This window comes from Methylotenera sp. L2L1 (assembly GCF_000744605.1).
GTDB lineage: Bacteria > Pseudomonadota > Gammaproteobacteria > Burkholderiales > Methylophilaceae > Methylotenera.
Genome location: NZ_JQMG01000001.1, coordinates 2,507,283 through 2,532,927 on the forward strand (window position 1 = coordinate 2,507,283; position 25,645 = coordinate 2,532,927).

The window sequence follows — 25,645 nt, forward strand, 5'->3', positions numbered from 1 at the left end:
AAAAAGGAAAATGTAATGAAATGCCCAACATGCATCAACACGACTTTAATCATGTCTGAAAGACAAGGGGTAGAAATTGCCTATTGCCCCGAGTGCAGAGGCGTTTGGTTGGACCGAGGTGAGCTAGACAAAATAATTGATAAAAACCATGGTGTGAATAATTTAGCAAAATCAGCAACATACAATACTGACAATCAAAAATATTCCGAACCGACTCAGCAGGAGCACTATCACCAAAAGAAAAAAAGAAAAGAAAGTTTTTTTGAAGACCTATTTGACTTCTAGGTAACATTTTTCACGTAACGCGTACCTTCATACAAAAAAAGCCCTGAATATATACTCAGGGCTTTCTCTTAATGCTACCAGACAAAGATTATTTAAAAATCAATCGTTTGTTGTAGATGGGATTTTATGAATCGTCAAATCGGCACCATCGTATTCCTCTTCAGCCGTGAGCCGAATACCAACAAATTTTTTCAATAGACCATACACAACAAAACCACCAATCAATGCAACGGCAATGCCGATAGTTGTGCCGATTAACTGTGATGTTAAACTCACACCACCAATTCCACCCAAGGCTTTAAGCCCAAAGATACCTGCGGCAACCCCGCCCCACGCACCGCATAGCCCGTGTAGTGGCCAAACACCCAATACATCGTCAATTTTCCAGCGTTGCTGCGTTAACGTAAAGGTCCAAACAAATAGCACACCAGCAATTGAACCAGTCACCAATGCACCTAGTGGGTGCATCACATCTGAGCCAGCACAAACTGCAACCAACCCAGCTAGAGGGCCATTATGTACAAAGCCTGGGTCATTTTTACCAATGATTAAAGCAGCTAAGGTACCGCCCACCATCGCCATCAAGGAGTTCACTGCCACTAGCCCAGTAATGCCTTGAATAGATTGAGCAGACATCACATTAAAACCAAACCAGCCAACGGTCAGTATCCATGCACCTAGCGCTAAAAATGGAATGTTTGAAGGTGGATAAGCATGTAATCGGCCATCTTTACTGTAACGTCCATTGCGTGCACCAAGCAAAACTACGGCTGTCAGCGCAATCCAACCGCCCATGGCATGCACAACAACTGAACCAGCAAAATCATGGAATGCCGCGCCTGTTGTTGCTTTTAACCAATCTTGCAATCCGTAATGACCATTCCAAGTGATGCCTTCAAAAAATGGATAGACAAAACCAACGACTGCAAAAGTAGCAACCATTTGAGGATTAAACTTCGCGCGCTCCGCAATACCGCCTGAAATAATGGCTGGAATCGCGGCTGCAAAAGTTAGTAAGAAGAAAAATTTAACTAAATCAAAACCATTTTTAGCCGCCAACACTTCAGCACCGCTAAAAAAGTCCACACCATAAGCAATACTATAGCCAATAAAAAAGTATGCAATGGTAGATACTGAGAAATCTACCATGATCTTCACTAATGCATTGACCTGATTTTTATGCCTGACGGTACCAACCTCCAAAAAGGCAAAACCTGCGTGCATTGCAAGCACCATAATGGCGCCAAGCAATACAAATAAAACATCATTTGCTGAGACTAATGCTTCCATTTCAATCACCTATTAATATTTTAAGCCCCGCAAATTAAGCAAATATCACGCCAAAACATAACCTATTGTTTTGTATGGGGATGAGAAAATACACCATGAAAATTATGCACTTATATTGTGCCATCATGAGTGCATTGCACCAATTTTGGGCAAAATGACTTTAGGGGTAGAGTTGACGAGTTAAATTAATGCGTTACCAGAACCTTCTTTAAGTACCATACTGGCAGCACTTGGGTTACCGGACCAAAAGTGATAGAACTCACGCACCACCACTAAAAATAAGCGCCGGCTATGCTTAATTGTAAATAAGGGTAAAGTAAGATCAACTGCTGCACGGTAGGCTTTATTGTCTTTATCTGGTGCAGTGCGCAAACGAATTAATATAATTTTGGCTAACTTGATGCGGGTATCTACCAAGGATTGCTCGGCACCTTCAAAGCGCAATGCTTGTGTGTATGCTTTTAAAGGCCAGTTTTCAGAAGCTTCAAATTTTTCCGTTTCCAAACTATCTGAAAGCAATTTTAGTGTTGCCTGAACCGGCTTCCAATCAATCGGCTTCACATCAAAACCTGGGTTAATATTTAAAGCGGCAATCGCTTTAAAATCCTTGACCCAAAATGGATAAAATTCACGCGCTGTTGTGAGGCTATCATGCCAGCCATCAGCAGGAATCGACTCCATCACGATCTCAACAACATCTCGATAAGTGTCGCCATCTAGCGCTTGCCCTACAAGAGCTGTCGCTAAACGATCTAAGAACAATGAACGTTTATGCAACACGCCACTGCTCGCGCCTTTCACTTGTAGCAACTTTAAATAAGCATCGATGGCTTCTTTTTCACGCATTTCATTCATTCAGTGGTAGCTCTTATCATTAATCGTGTAAAACAATGGCTGATGATACGAATGTTCGCTTACAATTAAGTTAAATACAATGACATCAACAACCACTTTGGTTATGAAGTCTTGTTTAATTATGAATTAACTCGTGCCATATTGTAACCCCAATAGATAAGGTTTATTGAATGACAAACGAACAAGCGCTTAATTACATGCATAATCTTTTACGTGGCATGCTTGATAAAAAAGCCTCGGACTTATTTATCTCGGCTGACTTTCCACCCGCAATGAAAATCGATGGAAAAATGACACCAGTTACCCAGCAAAAACTGACTGGTGAGCATACCAAAGCGTTTGCGGATGCACTGATGAATGAGAAGCAGCGCTCTGAATTTAGTACTGAGAAAGAATGTAACTTTGCTATTTGGCCTAAAGAGATAGGCCGCTTCCGCGTCAACGTCTTCATTCAGCAAGAAAAAGTTGGCATGGTGCTACGCACTATTACAACAGATATTCCCAAGTTTGATGATTTAGGCTTACCTCATATCTTAAAAAACGTCACGCTTTCTAAGCGGGGCTTAGTGATCTTAGTCGGTGGCACTGGCTCTGGCAAGTCAACCACATTAGCCGCGCTAATTGATTATCGTAATGAAAACAGTTACGGGCATATTATTACGGTAGAAGACCCAGTAGAGTATGTGCACCAAAGTAAAAACTGTTTAATCACGCACCGTGAAGTCGGCAGAGATACCAACGGCTGGTTTAACGCCCTCAAAAACACATTACGCCAAGCACCTGATGTGATTTTTATTGGTGAAATCCGCGACAGAGAGACTATGGAGTTTGCGTTGGCGTTTGCAGAAACAGGTCATCTTTGCATGGCAACTCTGCATGCAAATAGTGCCAACCAAGCGATTGACCGCATTATCAACTTTTTCCCTGAAGAGCGCCACGCACAGTTGCACATGGATTTATCGCTCAATCTACGGGCATTTGTTTCGCAACGTTTGGTTTCAAGGACAGGTGGCGGCCGCTGCGCCGCTATTGAAATTCTGCTCAACTCTCCGTTAATCTCTGATCTCATTCTAAAAGGTGAGACCAGCATGATTAAAGAGATTATGGCTAAATCTACAGAGCTTGGTATGCAAACATTTGATCAAGCCCTCTTTAATTTATGTGAAGAAGGCCGCATTACTGAAGATGATGCCCTGCGTAATGCAGACTCCATCAATGAACTGAGACTCCGATTCAAACTTCATGGCAAGAACGCGGGTAATGCTAACAACGTATCAAAAGTTGACAGCCTATCACTACATGACGATGAGCCTGAAGAATCGGCAATAGAACCTTTATAGAATGAGCATGCATTAATGGAAACAATCTTAATTATTATATTATTGGCCATCGGCTGGTTTTGGATCGACAGTCTAAATAAACGTGAACGCGCAATCTTACTGGGTAGCGAACTTGCGGCAAGATTTAACTTGCAATTACTAGATGAGTCTGTCGCTTGTAGCAGAATATGGCTGGGGCGCAACCGCCGCGGACATGTGCAGTTTTTACGCACTTACGAGTTTGATGTCAGCGCTAGTGGCAATGACCGCCTACATTGTCACCTTATGCTATTAGGTAATCAGCTAGGCTATTGGCATATTCCACCTTATCTACAACCAGTCAATTAAACCAAATTGCTATGTACGTTGGTCGCTTTGCACCCTCACCCACTGGCCCTTTGCATTTTGGTTCGCTAGTCGCTGCTGTCGCAAGCTACTGCGAAGCAAAAGCTAATCAAGGCCTATGGTTAGTCCGCATGGAAGATGTAGACAAACCACGCGAAATGAAAGGTGCAGCGGATGAGATTTTGCATACTTTGCTCGCATTTGGCTTTGAATGGAGCGGCGAAGTCGTCTATCAAAGTCAGCGCACATCCCTCTATCAGCAAGCTTTTGATCAGTTACAAAACAATGGATTTATCTACGCATGCAGTTGCTCACGCAAAGAGATTGCCGACTCAGCAACTAACGGCATAGAAGGTCTTGTCTATCCTGGCACTTGCAGAAGTGGCATGCTTCAACCACGTGCTCAACATGCCTGGCGTGTCAAAGTGACAGATGAGATAGTGAGCTTTAATGATGCAATACAGGGCTACCAAGTACAACAACTGAGCCGAGACATTGGTGACTTTGTGCTGAAACGTGCAGATGGATTATTTGCTTATCAGCTAGCAGTAGTCGTTGATGACGCACTTCAACACATCACACATATTGTACGTGGTGCTGACCTACTGAACTCAACCCCTAGGCAAATCTATCTACAACAATTACTTGGATTTAATCAGCCACTTTACACGCACATCCCGCTTGCAGTGAACAACCAAGGTGAAAAGCTCAGCAAACAAAACCTTGCATTACCCATTAACAAGCAACATGCACCACAATTGATTTTTGATGCACTAGTATTTTTAGGACAAAACCCTCCTCTCGCTATTAAGCAAAGTTCACTCCCTGAAGTTTGGCAATGGGCTATACAAAACTGGCAAAACTCCAAAATCAGCCACCAACAATCCATTAATATTTGATGATAATCAAAGACCTTGCATATTTTTATTGCACTTACGAATAAAAACAATTCTCATTTGTGTTAAAATTTGGAAAATTTAAAATATAAACCAAATGGAGATAGCAATGCAGTTTACTGGCAAGCAGGTTCTTGATAACGAGCAACCTAACGATGGATTTAAAGTATCTAAATTAAAATTAGCAATTCATGGCGTATTAATCGGTACAAGCGCAATTTTAATGACTAATCCTTTAATTGCATTAGCAGAACCGAATGCTGAAATCACACTTCAAGAAGTGGATGTTGTTGCCCCAGCATTAAGCGACACTCGCCCAGTAAAAGGCTATAACGCCAAACGCAGCTCTGCTTCAACAAAAACAGACACAGAACTACGTGATGTGCCACAAGCAATTTCAGTCATCACACAAGACCAACTTAAAGACCAATCAGTGCAAAGTATTGCAGAAGCCGTACGTTACGTACCAGGTGTGCAAGCTGCACAAGGTGAAGGTAATCGCGATGCATTGATTTTCCGTGGCAATGCAACTACAGGCGACTTCTTTTTAGATGGCGTGCGTGATGACGTGCAAACCTATCGTGACGTTTACAATACAGACCGCGTAGAAGTACTAAAAGGCCCTAACGGCATGATATTTGGCCGTGGCGGTGCAGGTGGTGCAATTAACCGTGTGTCAAAAGAAGCTGGCTGGGACCCTATCAGCGAAATACAAGCTAGCTACGGTGCTTTTGATCAAAGACGTGTGCAAGTTGATTTTGGTCAAGCGATCAATGATGTAGCGGCGTTCCGTATCAATGCAGTGCACGAGAATTCACACTCATACCGTGATGGCGTAGAGCTTAAACGTTATGGCGTGACACCAACCATTACTGTAAAACCTACAGATAAAACTAAAATCACATTAGGTGTTGAATACTTTAAGGATGAACATACCAGCGACCGTGGTGTGCCATCATTAAACGGTGCAGGTAACTCAACTTTGAAAAATCGTCCTTATAAAATTGGCGATACTGATCAATTTTTTGGTAACGCAGCACTAAGCCCTAACGAAACTGAAACTAGAGCTTTTAATGCCATGGTTGAACATGCATTCAATAACGGCCTAACGGTTCGTAACCGCTTACGTTATGCAGATTACGATAAGTTTTACCAAAATGTTTTCGCTAGAAACTCAGTTACTAATGCTGACACAATTCAGTTCGGCGCATATCGCGATGAAACCGATCGTAAGAACTTAATTAATCAAACAGATTTGATGTTTGATGTAAAAACAGGCGCTATCGAACATAAAATGTTATTGGGTATGGAACTAGCCAACCAAGAAACATACGGCAAACGTTACCAGCCAACGACTGGTTCATCCAATATTGCTACCGTGGTATCGGCAAGCAATCCATTTGTTTCCACTGCTTCTTTTGCAGCGCTGGCAACCAATAGAAAAAGTGATGTAGACGTCACTGCTTTTTATGTCCAAGACCAAATTGTTTTAACATCAAAATGGCAGGCAATTGTAGGTTTAAGGCACGATAAGTTTGCAACCGATTTCACAAACAAACTCAACAACCAAGAGATTAACTCAAGTGATAGCTTTATCTCTCCACGTGCGGGTCTTATCTTTAAACCTGTAGAGGCAGTTTCACTTTACGGTAATTACAGCATCTCTTATGTGCCACAAGCAGGTGACCAACTTTTAAGCACCAGCCTTGCAAACGGCAATCTTGATCCAGAAAAATTCATTAACTATGAAATTGGTGCAAAATGGGATATCAACCCTAAACTAGCATTTACCGCTGCTGTATATAAATTGGAACGTGAAAACGTTGCGATTACAAACCCTGGTGATGTTACGCAACAAATCTTGGCAGATAATCAAGAAACAAAAGGTATTGAGCTAGGCATGACCGGTAACATTACAGATAAATGGAGTGTAATCGGTGGTGTAGCTTTCCAAGAGGGAGAAATTACAAAAGACATCATTACTTTCAATAGTGGTGTAAGAACTCCTCAGAACGACATACTGAAAGGGAGTGAATTAGCGCAAACTCCAAACCGCACGTTTTCATTGTGGAATAGGTATGACATTAACTCTGTCTGGGCAGTTGCTTTGGGGGTAGTTAGCACATCAGACCGTTACGCAGCATTACCTACAGCGACAACAAGCACTGTAATGCCAGGCTACACACGTTTTGACGCAGCGGTTTACGGAAAATTTAGTGAAAAACTGCGCCTACAAGTTAACTTGGAAAACTTAACAAACAAAGAATATGCGCTGTATGCACATAACAACAACAACATCACACCGGGCTCACCAATCACTGGCAGAGCAACGATGATTTATAACTTCTAATCAGTTATAAAAAAGTAATATTGCTTTAAAACTTGGCCTAATCAACTTAAGAGAATGCTTCTTAACTGATTAGGCCAAGTTGTATCTGGCTTTCATCAACCTTAAGTAAAATAGCACCTAAGCATTACATCAGATTTTCATCACGCGATATCCCCACCCTAGCAATCATCAGCAATCTACAGACTTAAGTGATTTAACTTCCATTACTCTCTATCCGCATATCCGTACTGAATTAAATAAAAAAATCCACGCAAATATTTTTAATCATCAACGCAACTGTTAAAATGCTGTGATGAATAAATTACCAGATACTCTCCAGCGCTTTGTGTTTGAAAACACGCCTATACGCGGCAACCTTGTCAACCTAACAAGCACCTTACAATTGGCCCTAAATAGACAACACTTACCAGCCGGCTTAAAACGTGCGCTTGGTGAATTAATGGCCGCCAGCACATTGCTGACGGCAACCCTCAAAATGAGCGGCTCACTTGTACTGCAAATTCAAAGCAAAGGTGCATTAAAACTATTAGTTGTAGAGTGCAACTCTGAGTTTGGCATCCGCGCCACCGCCAAGTGGAAAGGTGAAGTGCCTGATGAACAGAACCTGTTTGACCTAATCTCTCACGGGCAATTTATGATTACGCTAGATCCTAAAGATGGTCGCCAAGCTTATCAGGGGATTGTTCCGCTAGAAGGCGATAGCATAAGCACCATTCTTGAGAACTACATGCTGCGCTCTGAGCAGATTGACACCAGAATTTGGCTACATTGCGACGGCAACGCTGCTGCTGGCATGCTGCTTCAAAAGCTACCTGACACAATGAATCAGGTAACGCAGACTGAAGACTTAAGCGCACAAGATTTAGACGCATGGAACCGCGTCGGCCATCTAGCAGGCACGATCACAGATGATGAGCTGCTTAATCTACCAACAGAGCTTTTATTAAAGCGCTTATTCCACGAAGAAGATGTACGTCTTTTTGAAGCAAGCAATACCAGATTTTATTGCAGTTGCTCACGCGAAAGCGTTTCAGGCATGTTACGTATGCTAGGTAATGATGAAATTACAAGCATTATTGAAGAACAAGGCAAAATTGAAGTCAATTGTGATTTCTGCAACGCACACTACAGCTTTGATAAAGTAGACGCTACACAGCTAGTGGTGAGTGAAGTCGCCACTAAGCCTAGTCCGAAGATACATTGATAACAACATGTTCTAGATTTAAAGAAGCTGTCACAACGGCTTCTTTAATCAAACCATCTAAAGTAAATCGTAAATCAAAACAGTTAAACAAAAATTCCTACCGTGACTTCTGGGATGTCTCTGGGGTATCTAAGCCCCCCCCCACACCCAATCAGCTAAACCAGTATTGACTGACAGAATATTTACTTCAATATCTTTATACTTAACACAAAATCTTTTACTTACATAAGCCAGGCAAAAACTCTGGTGGAATATTAGTTCTGTTTTCACCTTTTACTGTCATATTCTCTGGGGCTTTAGCGTTGCCACACACCCAAGCCACCGGCACTACTTTAGACTCCTCAATCACTGCAGGTCTTAGTGTCAGTACCTTATCTTTAATTTGAGGGTGTGCTTTATTACCAAAGGTCAGATGAATAGCGCCATTATCAATTTCCAGCGCACTGATAAAGTTACTCACCACTTTGTCTGGGCTAGGTAGGTCGGCTTCTGCATTATCAGCCAACATTACCTCAGAAAGTGACCAAGCTGCAGCAATCGGCGCTTTAGCAATATCAGCCAATGGCAAAGCTGCGGTAATTTGCTCTTTAATGATGCGACTCATGCTCGATGGAATCGCCACCATTGCCAATATGCCTAAAATAGCAACCACCACCATCATTTCTATCACGCTAAACCCACGGACTACAGGTTTGGATTGCTCAGATTTTATTTGCATATCTTTTGACCCTATACTTAAATCATCAGGCTAAATTAAAGTGGCCTGCCGCATGCGTTCATATAAACAAACAGCAGTGGCTGCACCCGCGTTTAAAGATTCAACCGAGCCAAACGCGGTCTGTGCCATCGGAATAGTAATCCGCTTAGTGGTGGCAGCAATGGTTTGGCTACGTAGCCCTGCACCCTCGTTACCAATCACGAATGCGGTAGGTACAGATAGATCTTGCGCATAAAGAGACTCACCCTGCATGGCCGTGGCGTAACTATTACCTTCAAACTCCTGCAATGTTTTCACTAAATCCGCGCGCTCGATAATCGGCAACACAAATTGCGCACCCTGCCCGCCTCGCAATGCCTTAGGTGACCACGCATCGGTGCAGCTAGTACTTAAATATACCGCCTCAACCCCAGATGCGGCCGCTGTGCGCAACATGCTGCCAATATTACCTGGGTCTTGTATGTCTTCTAGCATTAATGCAAACACTGGCTTCTCAGGTACAGGCAATTGCGGTATTTTGACCAACGCTAAAATACCTGTTGCGTTAGTCACAGGGGTCAACTCAGCAAACATCAAAGTTGGCAGCATGATGGTGGGAATATCAACTAACGCTTGTATAAGTCCGGTTGCTTCTACGGTACTTTTACCTTCTGGAATAATCACCAATTCAGGCTCACCAAACGTAGCCATATAGGATTCGATAAGATGCACGCCATCCAACAGTGTTTTGCCTTCAGCACGACGCTCTCGTGCATTATCGGCAAACTTCTTAAGTTGTTTAAAAACTGGATTGTCGCGTGAAACGATGTGCTTAAAAGACATATAACGATTGTTTACAATATAAAGGCCTAGTTTAACCTAATCTTGCTTGTAGTCACATCACGATTGCAGTAAATTAGCGATGCAATTGATATACATGTTATCCATTAAATATCTAATAATCATTATATTATCGGAGGAATTATGTCATTATCAAAACGTTCGCTTGCTGAGTTAATCGGTACATTCTGGCTGGTATTAGGCGGCTGTGGCAGCGCAGTGCTTGCTGCCGGCATCCCAGACTTAGGCTTAGGTTATCTAGGGGTTTCATTTGCTTTTGGTTTAACAGTGGTCACCATGGCCTATGCCATCGGCCATATTTCAGGCTGCCACCTAAACCCTGCCATCTCTATTGGCCTAGTTGCTGGTGGTCGGTTCGACGCTAAAGAACTTCCTCACTATATTATTGCGCAAGTATTAGGGGCTATTCTAGCCGCATTGCTGATTCGTACCATTGCCAGTGGTATGGAGGGGTATGCTGGCGGTTTAGCATCAAACGGTTTTGCTGAGCACTCTCCACACGGTTACAGCATGATGGCTGGCTTAATCACAGAAATCGTGATGACTGCCATGTTTCTATTTATCATCATGGGTGCAACAGATAAACGTGCACCAGCAGGTTTAGCGCCATTAGCCATCGGCTTCACATTGGTGCTTATTCATTTGATTAGCATCCCTGTGACCAACACCTCAGTCAACCCTGCACGTAGCACCGGCCCTGCATTGATAGAGGGTGGCATCGCATTACAACAACTATGGCTGTTCTGGATTGCACCTATCATTGGTGCTGTGATTGGTGCAGTGGCTTACAAAACCATTAGTAAGCCTGATTAAGTTCTAGCACAGCTCAATTCTAAATAGCATAGTTCTATACCAACGTCCGCACTTAACCGTACGGACGTTTTTGTTTGTGCTTTATAATGGCGCCTATGGCTAAAAAACTTTCTATCGAACGCATTTTACACAACCAAGGCTTTGGCGCACGCAAGCTATGTCGCATTCTAGTCATCAGCGGAGAGGTCACCGTTAATGGTGAATCCTGCGATGACCCTGATGCAACATTTGAGCTGGAGAACCTGCACTACACCATTAAAGGTGAGGCGTGGGACTATCGTGAGAAGTCTTACCTCATGATGCATAAACCTAGCAACTACGAATGCTCGCACAAAACCCAGCACCACCCAACCATCTATAGTCTGCTGCCACATCCGCTGGTTGAGCGCGGCGTACAATGTATTGGTCGACTGGATGAAGATACCACTGGACTGATTTTAATTTCTGATGATGGTCAATTTATCCATCGCATGAGCTCGCCCAAACATAAAGTGCCTAAAGTATATGAAGTGACTTGTAAGCATGCGGTAAGTGATGAGCAAGTTGCCCATATTCTCAATGGCGTGCAATTAATTGATGAAGATGCACCGATTGCGGCTTTAGCCTGTACAAAAATCAGTGACCATGTGATTCACATGACGCTTGCTGAGGGTAAGTACCATCAGGTTAAGCGCATGGTTGCCGCAATTAGCAACCGTGTAGATGCATTAAAACGGATTAAAATCGGGCGTTTGGAATTACCACAAGACTTAAAACTCGGAGAATGGCGCTGGCTAAGTGAAGCTGACCTTAATGCTTTAAAGGCAGAGAATCAGAGCCAGTAATTCATACATTGACAGCCTTCACGCAGCACCCGCAACCAACAGCATGTTATATGCCATTTAGAACGGAAGCCCTATGAAACGCATTTATCAATACTTCTTTCGCGGCCTACTTACAGCGTTGCCATTAGGGCTTACTGTATATCTACTGTATGCGTTCTTAACGTGGGCTGAACATATCGCCATGTGGTGGGTGCGCCCCATCATAGGTGACTTCTACATCCCAGGCTTAGGCCTAATGTTGGGTTTAGGCGGCATCGTGCTACTGGGCTACCTCGTCTCCCACAAATACATATACAAAGTGCTCTCACTCATCGAGTTTCCATTTACAAACCTACCGGTTGTAAAAAGCATCTATTCGTCATTAAAAAGTTTTGCAGATTATTTTGCCCCGCATAAAAAAGGCAGCTCACAGCAGGCGGTAACTTTAAAGGTTCCGGGGCACCCGCTTGAAATAGTTGGCTTAATCACCAGAAAAAATACAGATGGCCTACCAGAAGGGTTTATTCAGGGCGACCGTGTTGCCGTGTATTTACCTATGGGCTATATGATTGGTGGTTATACTGTTTTTGTACCGCGTGACTGGTTAACACCGATTGATATGTCGGTCGAAGAAGTGATGAGTTCATCACTATTTGCGTGGATGTCTAAGCCAGACTAATGCCAGCCAATGATTTAAAAGCTAGCGATAGAATTTTTAAATCGCTTAACAGTCAGACTGCTAACTACAAAAAAGATTAGACTCGCTCACCATGACACAGTTCAACATACGCTACTTACTTATATCTATCTGCCTACTGCTTTCTTCATGCATGGGCGTACCCGATAAGGTAAAAGTGATAGAAAGCTTTGATGCAAACCAGTATCTAGGTACATGGTATGAAGTTGCACGGCTGGATCATAGCTTTGAACGTGGTTTAGATAACGTAACTGCAACATACAGCCTACGTGACGATGGTGGGATAAAGGTGATTAATCGTGGATTCAATCCAAAAACTAAAGAATGGAAAGAGGCTGTTGGCAAGGCCTATTTTATTGATCCCGCTAACGCAGATAAAACCAACACAGGTAAGCTAAAAGTCTCGTTCTTTGGGCCATTCTATGGTGCGTATAACATTATCGAACTAGATAAACCTTATTACAACTACGTGATGATTTGCGGTCCGGATAAATCTTACTTCTGGATACTTTCACGTACGCCACAATTATCCTACCCAATTAAGCAACACTTAATTGCGCAAGCCAAAGAGCTTGGATTCGCAACAGATAAATTGATTTACGTAAATCAGTCGCCAGAAGTGGTCAACTACGAAGCTGGGCGCCACGTAACGCATTAGTTACGTGCTGACTTAATTGTTATTTAACAGCGCTCAAGGTGTAACCCGCTTGTTTCAATGCAGCAATTAATCCAGTTTTACCAGCAAGGTGTGAAGCGCCTACTGCGACAAACAGGCTTGCATTTTGTGCTTTAGCTAGCATACGCTCAGCCATCACCAAGTTACGCTCGTCTAACAATTTAACACGCATACGCGCCCACAAATCCGCAGGTAGCATACGGCCTGTCATCTCATCGTTCATTGCATAAATTTTATCTGCGTCGCCTTTTAGGTAAGCTTTAACTAGCCGCTCGTAATCACGCTCTTTAGTTTGCTGACTGCGCTTTAACACCTTGCGTAAAAAAGCCACTTGCTCATCACGACTTAAACCATCCATCGCAGAAAAATGCTCAACCGCAGTTTCTAAGCCAACAACCTCTTTACCTGAGTCTTCAGCCAAGCGCATCAGTAAATTATCTTGCGCATAAGGCGTTAATGGTCTTGGCGAATCAAACACCACAGCTAATAGCCAAGGTTTGGTACGTAACGCGGCTTCCCGATGCATCACATGAAAGTCAGCTAATGCATATACTTGTTCTAACTCCTGCGCACTCAACATTGTGCTGAGGTTAGTATCTTGCATCTGCAAAATAGTCGTGTTTTTAGATGGCTCAACTTCCATCATAAAAACATCGACTGATTCTAATGCTGCGATGACTTGAGGAGAAAAGTCAGTGACGCGGTTATCGTCAGTATGAATCGTACCAAACAGATAGATAGGTTTACTTGAGTTAGACTCAGCCTTCCAGAACAGCCCTTGCTCAGCAAAAGCTGCTGTATTGAGTAAACAAAGCAATACAGCATAAATGAGGGTTTTGCAAATATTAAGCATCCATGACCTTAAAATTACATCACCCTCATGCAACATTGCTTAAGAGTATTTACGCTTTTTCTCTGTGGTGCGTCTAGGCCGCACAGTTCGCTCTAATTGCTCACCGCGCACCGTCGTCACCGGCTTAGTTGAAAGTGGTTGCCAAGCAGGAATCAAACAATGCTTGCCACTACCAATTAAATCGTCACGCCCCATTTTCTTTAATGCTTCGCGTAACATTGGCCAGTTATTAGGGTCATGATAGCGAATAAAGGCTTTATGTAATTTACGTACATTGCCTGCTTTTGGGATAGGCACATCATCAGAATCCGCCGTCACTTTACGCAAAGGATTTTTGCCTGAGTGATACATTGCGGTTGCCATTGCCATTGGCGTAGGCGTAAACGTTTGCACTTGGTCTAATTTAAAGTCATATTTCTTTAACCACAATGCCAAATTAAGCATGTCATCATCCGTAGTGCCCGGGTGCGCAGCAATAAAATACGGAATCAAATATTGCTTCTTACCGGCTTCGGCACTGAACTTCTCAAACATGGCTTTAAATTCGTCATAAGCACCCATGCCCGGCTTCATCATTTTGCTCAGCACGTTTTCTTCTGAATGCTCAGGCGCAATTTTCAGATAGCCGCCTACATGGTGCTGTACCAGCTCTTTTACATATTCGGGTGACTTCACTGCCAAGTCGTAGCGCAGACCAGAACCAATCAGAATTTTCTTCACACCTTTAAGCGCGCGCGCTTTACGGTACAACTGTATCAAAGCGCTATGATCAGTATTTAAGTTTTCACACACGCCAGGGTAAACGCAGCTTAACTTACGGCAGTTTTTCTCGATGGATTCAGATTTACATGCAATACGGTACATATTGGCAGTAGGCCCGCCTAAGTCTGAAATCACCCCAGTAAAACCTTCGACCTTATCTCGAATTTCTTCCACTTCTTTAAGGATAGAAGCTTCACTTCTGCTCTGAATAATGCGGCCTTCATGTTCAGTAATGCTACAGAAGGTACAACCGCCAAAGCAGCCGCGCATGATGTTCACGCTAAAGCGTATCATCTCCCAAGCAGGGATTTTTGCATCTTTATACGCAGGGTGCGGCTTACGTGCATACGGCATGTCATACACATAGTCCATCTCTTTGGTAGTGAGCGGGATTGGTGGCGGATTCAGCCACACTTCTCTGTCACCATGCTTTTGTACCAAAGCACGCGCATTGCCCGGGTTAGCTTCTAAGTGCAATACTCTTGATGCATGAGCATATAACACTGGGTCATTCGCCACCTCTTCAAACGCAGGCAAACGCACCACTTGCTTAGATCTATCCGCCTTAGGCGCTTTTAACCTGAGGTTGGGCACGATTTCAATGGCGCTTACGCCATCAGGCAATTCTGTTTTATTAGCATCATCCGTAGCACAGCTAGCGTCAGATTTACCCATTTTCATTTCATATGGGTCAACTGGTTTATCTACTGCACCAGGACGATCAAGCTTGGTACTTTCTATCTCACTCCAGCCGTCTGGAATCTTTTTACGTAAAAAAGCAGTGCCGCGGATATCTTGAATATCGGCAACTTTCTCGCCTTTCGCAATTCTGTGGCTAAGTTCAACCAACGCGCGCTCTGCGTTTCCGTACAATAAAATATCGGCTTTAGAATCCACTAAAATGCTACGGCGCACTTTATCTGACCAATAGTCATAATGCGCAATACGCCGCAAACTCGCCTCAATACTACCTACCACCAGCGGCACATCAGAATATGCCTCACGGCAACGTTGGCTATACACCAGCACCGCACGGTCCGGGCGCTTGTTAGCTGCAGCATCAGGCGTGTAGGCGTCATCGCTACGGATTTTTCTATCCGCCGTATAGCGATTCACCATGCTATCCATATTGCCCGCAGTGACTCCAAAGTAAAGGTTAGGCTTACCTAACACTTTAAACGCATTGGCGTTTTGCCAATCAGGTTGCGCAATAATCCCTACTCTAAAACCTTGCGCTTCTAACAGGCGTCCGACTAAAGCCATGCCAAAGCTAGGATGATCAATGTAAGCATCCCCAGTAATCAAAATAATGTCGCAACTATCCCAGCCAAGAGCGTCCATTTCGGCACGTGACATCGGTAAAATTGGCGCAGGCCCAAACCGCTTCGCCCAATAAGGGCGATAGCTAGGAATAGGTTTTGCTAACATTGTTGAGTATTGTTCCAAGGTATCTGCTATAAATCGATAAAAGTGCGCGCATTTTACGCGCTAATCATATGATTAAGAAGCTTTTTTTATAGTTCAATCCATTTAGAAAGCAAACTTAATAAATTTAATCTTACTTTTTAACCACAATCACACCCGATATTACATACAATATAGCCACAAACTATCGATGAAATCATATTAAAACTTATGCTTAGTTACGCGGATCTAGTAAAAACTTTGCATCAATTTGCAGAAAATGCAAAAGACAAACCCTTAACCATCGGTGAGGCCTTAGATACGCTAGATGAAGCAGGTTATGCATTCATTTGCATCATACTGGTACTGCCATTTTTACAACCCATCCCATTAGGCCCATTTACCGTGCTTGGCGGAATAGCTTTTGGCACGTTAGGCTGGCAATTATTACGTGGCCATGAATCCCCTGTATTGCCAAAAAAAATATTAGCAATTGAATTTAATGAAAAAACTTGGAGAACTTTAGCTAAAGTCTGCCTGAAAATTTTGGATTTATGCAGAAGAATCAGTAAACCACGCTACCCACGGATTGCCGAAGGAAGACGCGGTCAAAAAATTGGGGGCTTTATCTTACTGGCAGCTGGCGGATTAATGGCAATCCCTTTTGGAGTATTACCATTCAATAATTTTTTACCCGGCTTGGCTATACTGTTTTACTGCATAGGAGAGCTGGAAGATGATGGGCTGATGTACTTTATTGCATTCTTTTGGCTCATCGTCACAGCAATCTATTTCAGCGCATTCTTTTTTGCGCTATGGTACTTTGGTGAAAAAGCATTAGCTTTCTTTAAAATACTTTAAACCCTGTGCACATAGACATACCCTAAAAATTTGTAGGCTAATACTGAGCTTCTATATTTTTCTTAAAAATGCGATTATTTTTGAAGTAATGAAATTACGAGTGACTAATCTTAAAGCCCAAAGCAATCATTCAAGAAGTCAAAAACTTCCCATACAAAGCAACTTCGTCTAGAATCATTTGGCAATGACTCATTGCCTCTATATTAATGAAACTCAGGACACAAAAATAAGAAAGTGCAACGAGATCCGGCCATATATCCATTTTCCATTTATTCATATAGAGACCTATAGGTCTCTATAATTACTGTTAGATATTTATGTCACCTGAATACAAACTCGACCTAACTGCGTTTTGGGGAATGACCGGGCCTGAGCTGATTGCTGAAGTGGCCCCAAACGCTTTGTATGAGAAATTTGGTTACCCACTACTCAATGACGGTGATAGCGAAAGTATGGGAACATATATTTTCGTTTCGCGCGCTGGTGACGTCGTAACTATTTACTACCGAGCAAACGATGTTTGGGAAATATTGCTTCGCTTGGTTAAACGCTGGTTCTGGCGAGGCAAGGAGCCCATTCGATTAACAATTGGCGCAGACAAAAGGTTTCAAGCAGAAGAGTTCTCCAAATGGCTCAGTAGCGAAGTTCCCTGTAAAATTGGAAATTGGCCGTGGTGATATCGAACCCATCATTCAAGCGGGACTGTCTAAAGCCAGCCCTTTAACCCTAACGTTAAGTCTTCATGCGTACCCAGGCAGCACTAGACGAATTTACACAACATTTGACCGATGTTTTTCGACTGTTCGGATCAATCTCCTTACGCCGAATGTTCTCTGGCTATGGCGTCTTTCACGATGGAATTATGTTCGGTTTAGTTTCTCAGGAAACCCTGTACTTGAAGGCCGATACCGAAAACTCTGCAGATTTTCGAGACCAAGGGCTTAGTCAATTCGAATATGTTCGACAGGGAAAAGTTATTGGATTGTCCTACTATCAGGCTCCAGAGATCGTGCTTGAAGACGCCAATGAAGCAGCGCTCTGGGCGCGACGCTCGTTTGAAGCTGCTCTACGTGCTGACGCATCAAAAGCAAAGTCTGTTCGGAGCCGTCATAGACATGAAACCTAATCCATCATTCAAGCCGGGTGCCTAACTGCCCCCATTAACTCAAACGTTAGCCAGATTTAAGTCATGGAAGCCCTATCACTTGAACTAAGTATCGCTTGCAAAGCCGACGCTAAAGAAATTGCAGCCCTCGTGAACAGAGCCTACCGACCTTCTTCGCAGGAAGCGGGCTGGACACATGAAGCAAATCTAATTGCTGGTGAGAGAATTTCCACCGAACAAGTGCTTTCCCTATTTCACGAACAATCTACGATTTTGCTCTTACGTCTTGGGCAAGATATCGTAGCATGTGTGCATGTGCAAGGTGGTCAGTCCAGTGCTTACATTGGCATGCTGGCGACTAATCCAACAATGCAAGCGCAAGGTCTTGGTAAGCAATTGTTACTTCACGCAGAGGCGTATGCCATTGAACATTACGATGCTTCTGTACTCAAAATTTCGGTTTTATCTTCACGGCCAGAACTCTTAGCTTTCTACGAACGACGCGGTTATGCTCTTACCGGGCAGGTAGAGGAATATCCAGTGTCAGCCGGTGTCGGTCAGCCAATAGTCACTGGCATCCAGGTTTTGTGGTTGGAAAAGGTACCAGCTAACCCACCATTCAAGCAAGAATCGTAAAAATGTAGCTTAAACAGCTTCATCAAGCTACGTTATTACTTTATATTTAAAACTTACATTTAAATAACGCTTCTAAGGGATGATGCGCAAGATGTTGTATGTTCAGCGCAATATGGCAGAAGCTAGAAAATCAAGACTACGTTTATGAGCAACGGATACTATCAACTACCCAACGGTCGGGTTGCCAGTGTTGACGGTGATTGTGATTTCCCGCCACTGACCGAAGCACTAACAGACCCCAATGGCTTGGTGGCGATCGGCGGAGATTTATCTCTACCGCGCTTACTCGCTGCTTATCATCAAGGCATCTTTCCCTGGTTTAGTGATGGCGAGCCTATCCTTTGGTGGAGCCCTAACCCACGCATGGTGTTATTTCCAAACGAGCTAAAAATATCAAACTCGCTACAGAAAACGCTGAAGAAAAAAGTTTTCGAGGTTAGGTTCAATACTGCATTTCGCGAGGTCATCACCGCCTGTAGCGCTACGACACGCGCTCAACAAGCCGGCACCTGGATTACACAAGATATTATTGAAGCTTACTGCAGATTACATGAGGCAGGGTTTGCCATTTCAGCAGAGTCTTATTTCGACAACCAATTAGTCGGCGGTTGCTATGGCGTACGCATAGGCAATATGTTTTATGGTGAAAGCATGTTCCATCACAAAACAGATGCCTCCAAAGTAGCTTTTACAAGCCTAGTACAACATATCACGGCACAAGGGGTGGGTCTTATCGACTGCCAAATGAAAACAGCACACTTAGCCAATTTTGGCGCACGTGAGATTAACCGTGTAGCATTTGCATTTCAACTAAAAAAACTAACAATGGGCCAAGCTACAGAAGATACTAGCGTAGCAAATACTCAATTAACACACGCCAGACTTAGCAACATCGATTAAAAATAGAGTTATACTTTTACCATGAGTTTACCTAGCGATACACCGCTGCACAAACTGCAGTTTTACGTCACCACGGGCTACACCTGCGGCTACCTGCCAAACAAAATGGCACAAAGTTTAATTGCCGCACCGCAGCACTTAGTCGACGCAAAGGTATACAGCGGACTAATTCAACAAGGCTTTAGACGTAGCGGAAAATTCTCCTATAGACCGCACTGTGAAAACTGCCAAGAATGCATACCAGTCAGAATTATTTTAGATAAGTTCAGCCCAAACCGTAGCCAGAAACGTGCTTTTAAACAGCACCACCACCTCACTACCACCATACTACCGATAGGCTTTCATGAAGAACACTATGCTCTGTACGCAAGCTACCAACGTGCCCGTCATAGTGAAGACAAAATACAAGCTGAAACAACCTCCCCAGAAAGCGATGTTGAGCAATACCAAAGCTTTTTATGCCAGTCCAACGTAGAAAGTGTCATGGTTGAGTTTCGAGAAAATGGGCAACTTAAAATGGTTAGTGTCATCGATATTGTCCGGGATGGCATATCGGCCGTTTATACCTTTTATGAAACTAACGACAGCACAACCAGCTATGGCGACTCTAGTAAACGTGCCAGTTATGGCACTTACAACGTGTTATGGCAAACACTTTGGGCTAAAGAGTTAGGGTTGCCCTATCTATATTTAGGCTATTGGATTAAAGACAGCAAAAAAATGGCTTATAAACAAAACTTTAAACCGCTAGAGAAACTCATCGACGGCGAATGGATCAAATCAGCACATCAACTTTAGCTAAAGCAGAAAAATAAGGTTCAATGCTACAATTGGGCATATTAATAAAAGAATGAATATGCTTTGAAAAATCAGGTTCTAAAAAAACTCGTTATTTTTGGCGTAGGTCTTATCGGCGGCTCTGTTGCATCTGCACTAAAAAAAGCAGGAAGCTCGGCAGAAATTGTAGGCGTTGGTCGATCTAGCGAAAGTCTGCAAACAGCCATCGATTTAAACGTCATTGATACGGCAACCAGCAACATCGCTGAAGCACTTTTGCACGCGGACATCGTATTAATTGCTGCGCCAGTTGCACAAACACCACTGATTCTAAACGCCATCAAACCACACCTGCATGCAGATACCGTGGTCACTGACGCAGGCAGCACTAAAAGTGATGTCCTCGCATGCGCAAAAGAAATCTTAGGTGAGCAATTTACGCAGTTTGTGGGTGGGCACCCGATTGCGGGCGCTGAAAAGAGCGGTGTGACAGCAGCAACCGCAGATTTATACATCAACAAAAATGTAGTATTAACACCAACTAACAGCACTAACGAAAATGCGGTTCAACGTGTTCGTGAACTATGGCAACACTGTGGCGCAAATGTCACTGAAATGCCAGCAGAAACACACGATGGTATCTTTGCCGCCGTTAGCCACCTTCCACACCTACTCGCTTTCGCGCTGGTAGATGACATTGCTTCACGCGCTAATGCAGAGCAACTATTTGGATTTGCTGCCAGCGGCTTTAGAGACTTTACCCGTATTGCGGGTAGCCATCCGGAAATGTGGCGTGACATTAGCTTGGCTAACAAAACAGCACTACTCAATGAAATCACCGCATATCAGAACGAACTATCTAGACTAAAACAAATGTTGGAACAAGACGACGGCGATGCCTTACATGCATTGTTTGAACGTGCCAGCATCGCTCGGAACAACTGGGCAAAACTTAAAGAACAATAACTTGTTAAGCACTGTCATTTTCTAAAATTACAAACTTAATGCGTAATCACACAAAGCTAAAGAATTAATCATGGAACAACTTACACTCGCAGCTAGCAGTCAGGCACAAGGCACGATAACCCTACCTGGCTCAAAAAGTATTTCAAACCGCACATTGCTGCTTGCTGCGTTATCTCATGGCACCACCGAAATTCGCGACCTACTAGCATCAGACGACACATCACGCATGCTGGAGGCACTGGAGACTTTAGGTGTAAAACTAGAGAACTTTGCTGATAATGCATGGCGTGTAGTGGGTTGCAGTGGCAACTTCCCCAACAAAGAGGCTGACCTATTTTTAGGCAATGCCGGTACGGCTTTCAGACCCCTCACCGCAGCATTGGCTCTAGCTGGTGGCGCATACACACTATCAGGCGTCCCACGTATGCATGAGCGTCCAATTGGTGACTTAGTTGATGCCTTAAAACAGGCTGGTGCAGATATTCAATACTTAGGCAATGATGGCTTTCCGCCATTAAAGATTGCTACGCCTCAAATTGACTTATCCAAATCCATTAAAATTCGCGGTGATGTCTCTAGCCAGTTTTTAACCGCCCTGCTCATGGCATTACCATTGACCAAGCAACAAGCCACGATTGAAGTCGTGGGTGAACTCATCTCCAAACCTTACATTGAGATTACACTCAACCTCATGGCAAAATTTGGCGTCAAAGTTGAGCGTAACGGTTGGCAAAGTTTCACCATTCCTGCCAATAGCCACTACTCTTCACCCAAGGAAATTTTTGTCGAGGGCGATGCATCAAGCGCCTCATATTTCTTAGCAGCAGGTGCAATTGCAGGTAACGTGTCGGTAGCAGGCTTAGGTAAAGACAGTATTCAAGGCGATGTGCGTTTCGCAGATGCACTAGCACTGATGGGCGGCAATATCAGCTACGGTGATAACCATATTACTGCAACTAAAGCAGTCAATATCAACACGATTGATATTGACTGCAACCACATTCCAGATGCTGCCATGACGCTGGCGATTGTCGCACTTTTTGCCCAAGGTGAAACAAATGAAGAGCGCACCAGCACCTTACGTAACATCGCAAGCTGGCGCGTGAAAGAAACTGACCGCATCGCTGCGATGGCAACTGAACTACGCAAGGTAGGTGCAATTGTTGAAGAAGGTACTGATTACATTAGCATCACCCCTCCAGAAAAACTTATACCAAACGCAGTGATTGATACTTATGACGACCACCGCATGGCGATGTGCTTCTCACTAGTGAGCTTAGGCGGCGTACCGATTACGATTAATGACCCCAATTGCGTCGCGAAAACGTTCCCCAACTATTTTGCCGAGTTTAAGAAATTAATTGCTTAAAATTAATCGCTTAAACCTCGTTGCTAAATCAACTTGGCTTCATGACAGTTATTTTTTTGAACATGCACAATTAATGAATATGAAGCCAACCAGCCTTGACAGCGCCAGCATTCATTTGAGGATCGGCTTCAGCAAACCGCTTCCAAGCCTTTTCATGAAAATGGAATACAACCGTGTTACAAGCAGGCTCAATGACAGCAAGCATACCGCCTACCATGGCACTGCCAGTCAATAAATAACCTACCGTAAACGCAACGGTAAAGTGTAAAATCGCAAATGAAAATGTTTTAGTCATGTTGCTCTCCAGAATTTGCTAACTGCAATGAGGCTATCATCCACCCAAGCAACAATTAAATCTAATTAATTGTTATTAACACTACGATAAATTTTACAAATGAATAAAACGCAAGTGAATACAACGCAATTACAACATATCCCAGTCATTACCATCGATGGCCCCTCTGCGTCTGGTAAAGGCACTGTCGCACAATTGGTTGCAGATAAGCTTGGGTTTGCCTATTTAGACTCTGGCGCGCTATATCGCGTTGTTGCTTATGCCGCACAACAAAATGGCATTGCGTGGGACGATGCCAATGCCGTAGCAGAATGCGCAAAATCACTAAATATCAAATTCAAAAATGATCAGGTATTCTTAAACGAGCATGACATTTCAAATGAGATTCGCACAGAACTAATGGGTAAAGGTGCGTCACAAGTCGCAGTACATGCACCAGTAAGAGCAGCCTTAATCGATTTACAACATAGCTTTCATCAAGTACCAGGCTTAGTTGCAGATGGCCGTGATATGGGCACAGTGATTTTTCCATTTGCACCGCTCAAGATATTTCTTACTGCATCGACTGAAATTAGAGCAGAACGCCGTTACAAGCAACTACTAGGCAAAAATCAGCCCGCTAACTATGAAAACATTTTGCAGGATTTACAAGAACGTGATGCCAGAGACAAAGGTCGAGCCAGCGCTCCCTTAGTGATGGCTGAAAATGCAATTTTGCTGGAAACTGACAATCTAGGCATCGCAGATGCTGTCAATACCGTTTTAAATGCGTATAAGAACGTTACAACTGACTAAAAACGCATATTTTTAGAGGGTTTCGCTTAAAACTTAATACTATCCATATTAAAATTAAGGCCATTCGCATTTCGAAATAAAATCAAGATTACAACGCAACATCTTGATTTCGCCAAAAATAGTATTATTTATATCAAAATTATTAGCAAAAATTTGTAAATAGTCTTTTATTTTTCAATGTTTTAGTTATAATTCCATCTTTGGGTTGCATAAACTCGGTATCGTCCTACGCATCGCACCGATTCGTAGCTTTTTAACTACCCCACTGCTAGGTGGGATATTTTAGGTAATTTTAATTAATGGCTTCTACTTCTAATTCTACTGCTTCATCTATGGAATCTTTTGCTGCGCTTTTTGAAGAAAGCTTAGCTCGCCAAGAAATGCGTTCTGGCGAAGTGATCACTGCTGAAGTTGTTTCTGTTGATAATGATCATGTGATCGTTAACGCAGGTCTTAAATCTGAAAGCGTTATCAACGCTGATGAATTCCGTAATGCTCAAGGTGAACTTGAAGTTCAAGTGGGCGACTTTGTTAAAGTAGCAATTGAGAAGCTAGAAGACGGCTTCGGTTCAACTGTACTTTCACGCGAAAAAGCTAAACGCATGGAAACATGGTTGGATCTTGAAGATGCAATGAACGAAGGCCGCATCATCAAAGGTTTCGTAAGCGGTAAAGTTAAAGGCGGTTTACGCGTATCTGTAAACGGCATCATGGCATTCTTGCCAGGTTCATTGGTTGACGTACGTCCAGTTAAAGACACTACTCCATTCGAAAACAAAGAATGTGATTTGAAAGTGATCAAACTAGACCGTAAACGTAACAACATCGTTGTTTCACGCCGTGCTGTAATGGAAGTTTCTGCTGGTGCTGACCGCGAAGCTTTACTAGGTACATTGGCTGAAGGTGCTGTTGTTAAAGGTATCGTTAAAAATATTACTGACTACGGCGCGTTCGTAGACTTAGGTGGCATCGATGGCTTGCTACACATCACAGACTTGGCATGGCGTCGTGTAAAACACCCATCAGAAGTATTAACAGTGGGTGAAGAAGTTGAAGCTAAAGTATTGAAATTCGATCAAGAGAAAAACCGTGTTTCACTAGGTATCAAACAATTAGGCGACGACCCATGGGTTGCATTAACACGCCGTTACCCAGTAAGCACACGCTTGTTCGGTAAAGTGTCTAACTTGACTGACTACGGTGCTTTCGTTGAAATCGAACCAGGTATCGAAGGTTTAGTTCACGTTTCAGAAATGGACTGGACAAACAAAAACATTCACCCAGGCAAAATCGCTCAATTAGGCGACGAAGTTGAAGTAATGATTCTTGAGATCGACGAAGCACGTCGTCGTTTATCATTAGGTATGAAACAATGCCAAGCTAACCCTTGGGATGATTTCTCTGCAACTCACGCTAAAGGCGACAAAGTTTCAGGCCAAATCAAATCTATCACTGACTTCGGCGTGTTCATTGGCTTGCCAGGTGGCATCGATGGTTTAGTTCACTTGTCAGACTTGTCATGGACACAAACTGGCGAAGAAGCAATCCGTAACTTCAAAAAAGGTGACGAGTTGCAAGCTGTGATCTTAGCTATCGACGTTGAGAAAGAGCGTATTTCTCTAGGCGTTAAACAATTGTCTGCTGATCCTTCAGGCGCAACTTCTGAAGAAAAATCAGATGCTAAACCTAAAGCTAAATCTGCTAAAACAAAAGAACCTGCTCCAATGCCTGATGACGGCGCGGCTGCTGGTACAACTAACCTTGGCGCATTGTTAAAAGCCAAGTTAGACAGCAAGAAATAATTAGCCCGTTATTATTTAGTATCAAGAAA

At 43.3% G+C, this 25,645-nt stretch carries 27 protein-coding genes; 20 read left to right on the forward strand and 7 right to left on the reverse strand.

What is annotated here, in order from left to right:
• Positions 1-15 precede the first annotated feature (15 nt).
• Entirely contained in the window at positions 16-285 is a 270-nt protein-coding gene (locus FG24_RS11795) for a zf-TFIIB domain-containing protein (protein WP_036303613.1), read from the forward strand.
• A gap of 99 nt (positions 286-384) precedes the next feature.
• Here FG24_RS11795 and FG24_RS11800 read toward each other — a convergent pair whose 3' ends face one another.
• Positions 385-1,575, reverse strand: coding sequence for an ammonium transporter (locus FG24_RS11800; RefSeq protein ID WP_036303615.1), 1,191 nt, complete (start codon positions 1,573-1,575; stop codon positions 385-387).
• 180 nt (positions 1,576-1,755) lie between these two features.
• Positions 1,756-2,430 (reverse strand): hypothetical protein, encoded by a 675-nt coding sequence (locus FG24_RS11805; RefSeq protein ID WP_036303616.1) that lies wholly within the window; start codon positions 2,428-2,430, stop codon positions 1,756-1,758.
• Positions 2,431-2,600: 170 nt separating this feature from the next.
• On the opposite strand from FG24_RS11805, the gene FG24_RS11810 reads away from it, so the two are divergent.
• The 5 genes from FG24_RS11810 (at position 2,601) to hslO (ending at position 8,544) form a co-directional block, all read left to right on the forward strand.
• Positions 2,601-3,770 (forward strand): PilT/PilU family type 4a pilus ATPase, encoded by a 1,170-nt coding sequence (locus FG24_RS11810; protein ID WP_036303618.1) that lies wholly within the window; start codon positions 2,601-2,603, stop codon positions 3,768-3,770.
• 15 nt (positions 3,771-3,785) lie between these two features.
• Positions 3,786-4,097, forward strand: a complete 312-nt coding sequence (locus FG24_RS11815; RefSeq protein ID WP_036303620.1) for a DUF3301 domain-containing protein — start codon at positions 3,786-3,788, stop codon at positions 4,095-4,097.
• A gap of 11 nt (positions 4,098-4,108) precedes the next feature.
• Positions 4,109-4,993: a tRNA glutamyl-Q(34) synthetase GluQRS gene (gluQRS, locus tag FG24_RS11820; RefSeq protein ID WP_036303621.1), complete on the forward strand. Its 885-nt coding sequence runs from the start codon at positions 4,109-4,111 to the stop codon at positions 4,991-4,993.
• Positions 4,994-5,099: 106 nt separating this feature from the next.
• Complete coding sequence (locus tag FG24_RS11825; protein ID WP_036303622.1) at positions 5,100-7,340, forward strand: TonB-dependent receptor; 2,241 nt, start codon at positions 5,100-5,102, stop codon at positions 7,338-7,340.
• A gap of 292 nt (positions 7,341-7,632) precedes the next feature.
• Entirely contained in the window at positions 7,633-8,544 is a 912-nt protein-coding gene (hslO, locus tag FG24_RS11830) for an Hsp33 family molecular chaperone HslO (RefSeq protein ID WP_036303623.1), read from the forward strand.
• Positions 8,545-8,761: 217 nt separating this feature from the next.
• On the opposite strand, the gene FG24_RS11835 is transcribed toward hslO, so the two are convergent.
• A complete protein-coding gene (locus FG24_RS11835; RefSeq protein WP_036303624.1) occupies positions 8,762-9,262 on the reverse strand; it encodes a pilin in 501 nt (166 codons plus the stop codon).
• Positions 9,263-9,292: 30 nt separating this feature from the next.
• On the reverse strand, positions 9,293-10,084 hold the full coding sequence (locus tag FG24_RS11840; protein ID WP_036303625.1) for a TrmH family RNA methyltransferase: 792 nt from the start codon (positions 10,082-10,084) through the stop codon (positions 9,293-9,295).
• Between the two features lie 141 nt (positions 10,085-10,225).
• Between FG24_RS11840 and aqpZ the strand changes: the two genes are divergently transcribed.
• From aqpZ to FG24_RS11860, 4 genes are all read left to right on the forward strand, one after another.
• On the forward strand, positions 10,226-10,915 hold the full coding sequence (gene aqpZ / locus FG24_RS11845) for an aquaporin Z (protein WP_036303626.1): 690 nt from the start codon (positions 10,226-10,228) through the stop codon (positions 10,913-10,915).
• Positions 10,916-11,010: 95 nt separating this feature from the next.
• Positions 11,011-11,739, forward strand: a complete 729-nt coding sequence (locus FG24_RS11850) for a 16S rRNA pseudouridine(516) synthase (protein ID WP_036304345.1) — start codon at positions 11,011-11,013, stop codon at positions 11,737-11,739.
• A gap of 73 nt (positions 11,740-11,812) precedes the next feature.
• Positions 11,813-12,397 (forward strand): DUF502 domain-containing protein, encoded by a 585-nt coding sequence (locus FG24_RS11855; protein WP_036303627.1) that lies wholly within the window; start codon positions 11,813-11,815, stop codon positions 12,395-12,397.
• A 91-nt stretch (positions 12,398-12,488) separates the two neighbouring features.
• A complete protein-coding gene (locus FG24_RS11860; RefSeq protein ID WP_036303629.1) occupies positions 12,489-13,073 on the forward strand; it encodes a lipocalin family protein in 585 nt (194 codons plus the stop codon).
• A gap of 19 nt (positions 13,074-13,092) precedes the next feature.
• Here the strand turns inward: FG24_RS11860 and FG24_RS11865 are convergent, their stop codons facing one another.
• Positions 13,093-13,944, reverse strand: a complete 852-nt coding sequence (locus FG24_RS11865; protein WP_081881010.1) for a TraB/GumN family protein — start codon at positions 13,942-13,944, stop codon at positions 13,093-13,095.
• Between the two features lie 39 nt (positions 13,945-13,983).
• Positions 13,984-16,134 carry a YgiQ family radical SAM protein gene (locus FG24_RS11870; protein ID WP_051901538.1) on the reverse strand — a complete coding sequence of 717 codons (2,151 nt, stop codon included), beginning with the start codon at positions 16,132-16,134 and terminating at the stop codon, positions 13,984-13,986.
• Positions 16,135-16,371: 237 nt separating this feature from the next.
• Here FG24_RS11870 and FG24_RS11875 point away from each other — a divergent pair, with 237 nt between their 5' ends.
• The 8 genes from FG24_RS11875 (at position 16,372) to aroA (ending at position 22,724) form a co-directional block, all read left to right on the forward strand.
• Positions 16,372-16,971: an exopolysaccharide biosynthesis protein gene (locus FG24_RS11875; protein ID WP_235189772.1), complete on the forward strand. Its 600-nt coding sequence runs from the start codon at positions 16,372-16,374 to the stop codon at positions 16,969-16,971.
• A gap of 317 nt (positions 16,972-17,288) precedes the next feature.
• Positions 17,289-17,648, forward strand: a complete 360-nt coding sequence (locus tag FG24_RS11880) for a hypothetical protein (RefSeq protein WP_036303633.1) — start codon at positions 17,289-17,291, stop codon at positions 17,646-17,648.
• Between the two features lie 65 nt (positions 17,649-17,713).
• Positions 17,714-18,097 (forward strand): TfoX/Sxy family protein, encoded by a 384-nt coding sequence (locus FG24_RS11885; RefSeq protein WP_036303634.1) that lies wholly within the window; start codon positions 17,714-17,716, stop codon positions 18,095-18,097.
• Between the two features lie 63 nt (positions 18,098-18,160).
• Positions 18,161-18,712: a GNAT family N-acetyltransferase gene (locus FG24_RS11890; RefSeq protein ID WP_051901539.1), complete on the forward strand. Its 552-nt coding sequence runs from the start codon at positions 18,161-18,163 to the stop codon at positions 18,710-18,712.
• A 144-nt stretch (positions 18,713-18,856) separates the two neighbouring features.
• Entirely contained in the window at positions 18,857-19,612 is a 756-nt protein-coding gene (gene aat / locus FG24_RS11895; protein ID WP_051901540.1) for a leucyl/phenylalanyl-tRNA--protein transferase, read from the forward strand.
• A 21-nt stretch (positions 19,613-19,633) separates the two neighbouring features.
• Positions 19,634-20,410, forward strand: a complete 777-nt coding sequence (locus FG24_RS11900) for an arginyltransferase (protein ID WP_036303635.1) — start codon at positions 19,634-19,636, stop codon at positions 20,408-20,410.
• A 63-nt stretch (positions 20,411-20,473) separates the two neighbouring features.
• Positions 20,474-21,355, forward strand: a complete 882-nt coding sequence (locus FG24_RS11905; RefSeq protein WP_036303636.1) for a prephenate dehydrogenase — start codon at positions 20,474-20,476, stop codon at positions 21,353-21,355.
• Between the two features lie 70 nt (positions 21,356-21,425).
• On the forward strand, positions 21,426-22,724 hold the full coding sequence (gene aroA / locus FG24_RS11910; RefSeq protein WP_036303637.1) for a 3-phosphoshikimate 1-carboxyvinyltransferase: 1,299 nt from the start codon (positions 21,426-21,428) through the stop codon (positions 22,722-22,724).
• 70 nt (positions 22,725-22,794) lie between these two features.
• Here the strand turns inward: aroA and FG24_RS11915 are convergent, their stop codons facing one another.
• Positions 22,795-23,019 carry a DUF2061 domain-containing protein gene (locus FG24_RS11915; protein WP_036303638.1) on the reverse strand — a complete coding sequence of 75 codons (225 nt, stop codon included), beginning with the start codon at positions 23,017-23,019 and terminating at the stop codon, positions 22,795-22,797.
• 99 nt (positions 23,020-23,118) lie between these two features.
• Between FG24_RS11915 and cmk the strand changes: the two genes are divergently transcribed.
• Both cmk and rpsA read left to right on the forward strand, forming a co-directional pair.
• Positions 23,119-23,814, forward strand: coding sequence for a (d)CMP kinase (cmk, locus tag FG24_RS11920; RefSeq protein ID WP_051901541.1), 696 nt, complete (start codon positions 23,119-23,121; stop codon positions 23,812-23,814).
• Between the two features lie 299 nt (positions 23,815-24,113).
• Positions 24,114-25,616 carry a 30S ribosomal protein S1 gene (rpsA, locus tag FG24_RS11925; RefSeq protein WP_019897969.1) on the forward strand — a complete coding sequence of 501 codons (1,503 nt, stop codon included), beginning with the start codon at positions 24,114-24,116 and terminating at the stop codon, positions 25,614-25,616.
• Positions 25,617-25,645 lie beyond the last annotated feature (29 nt).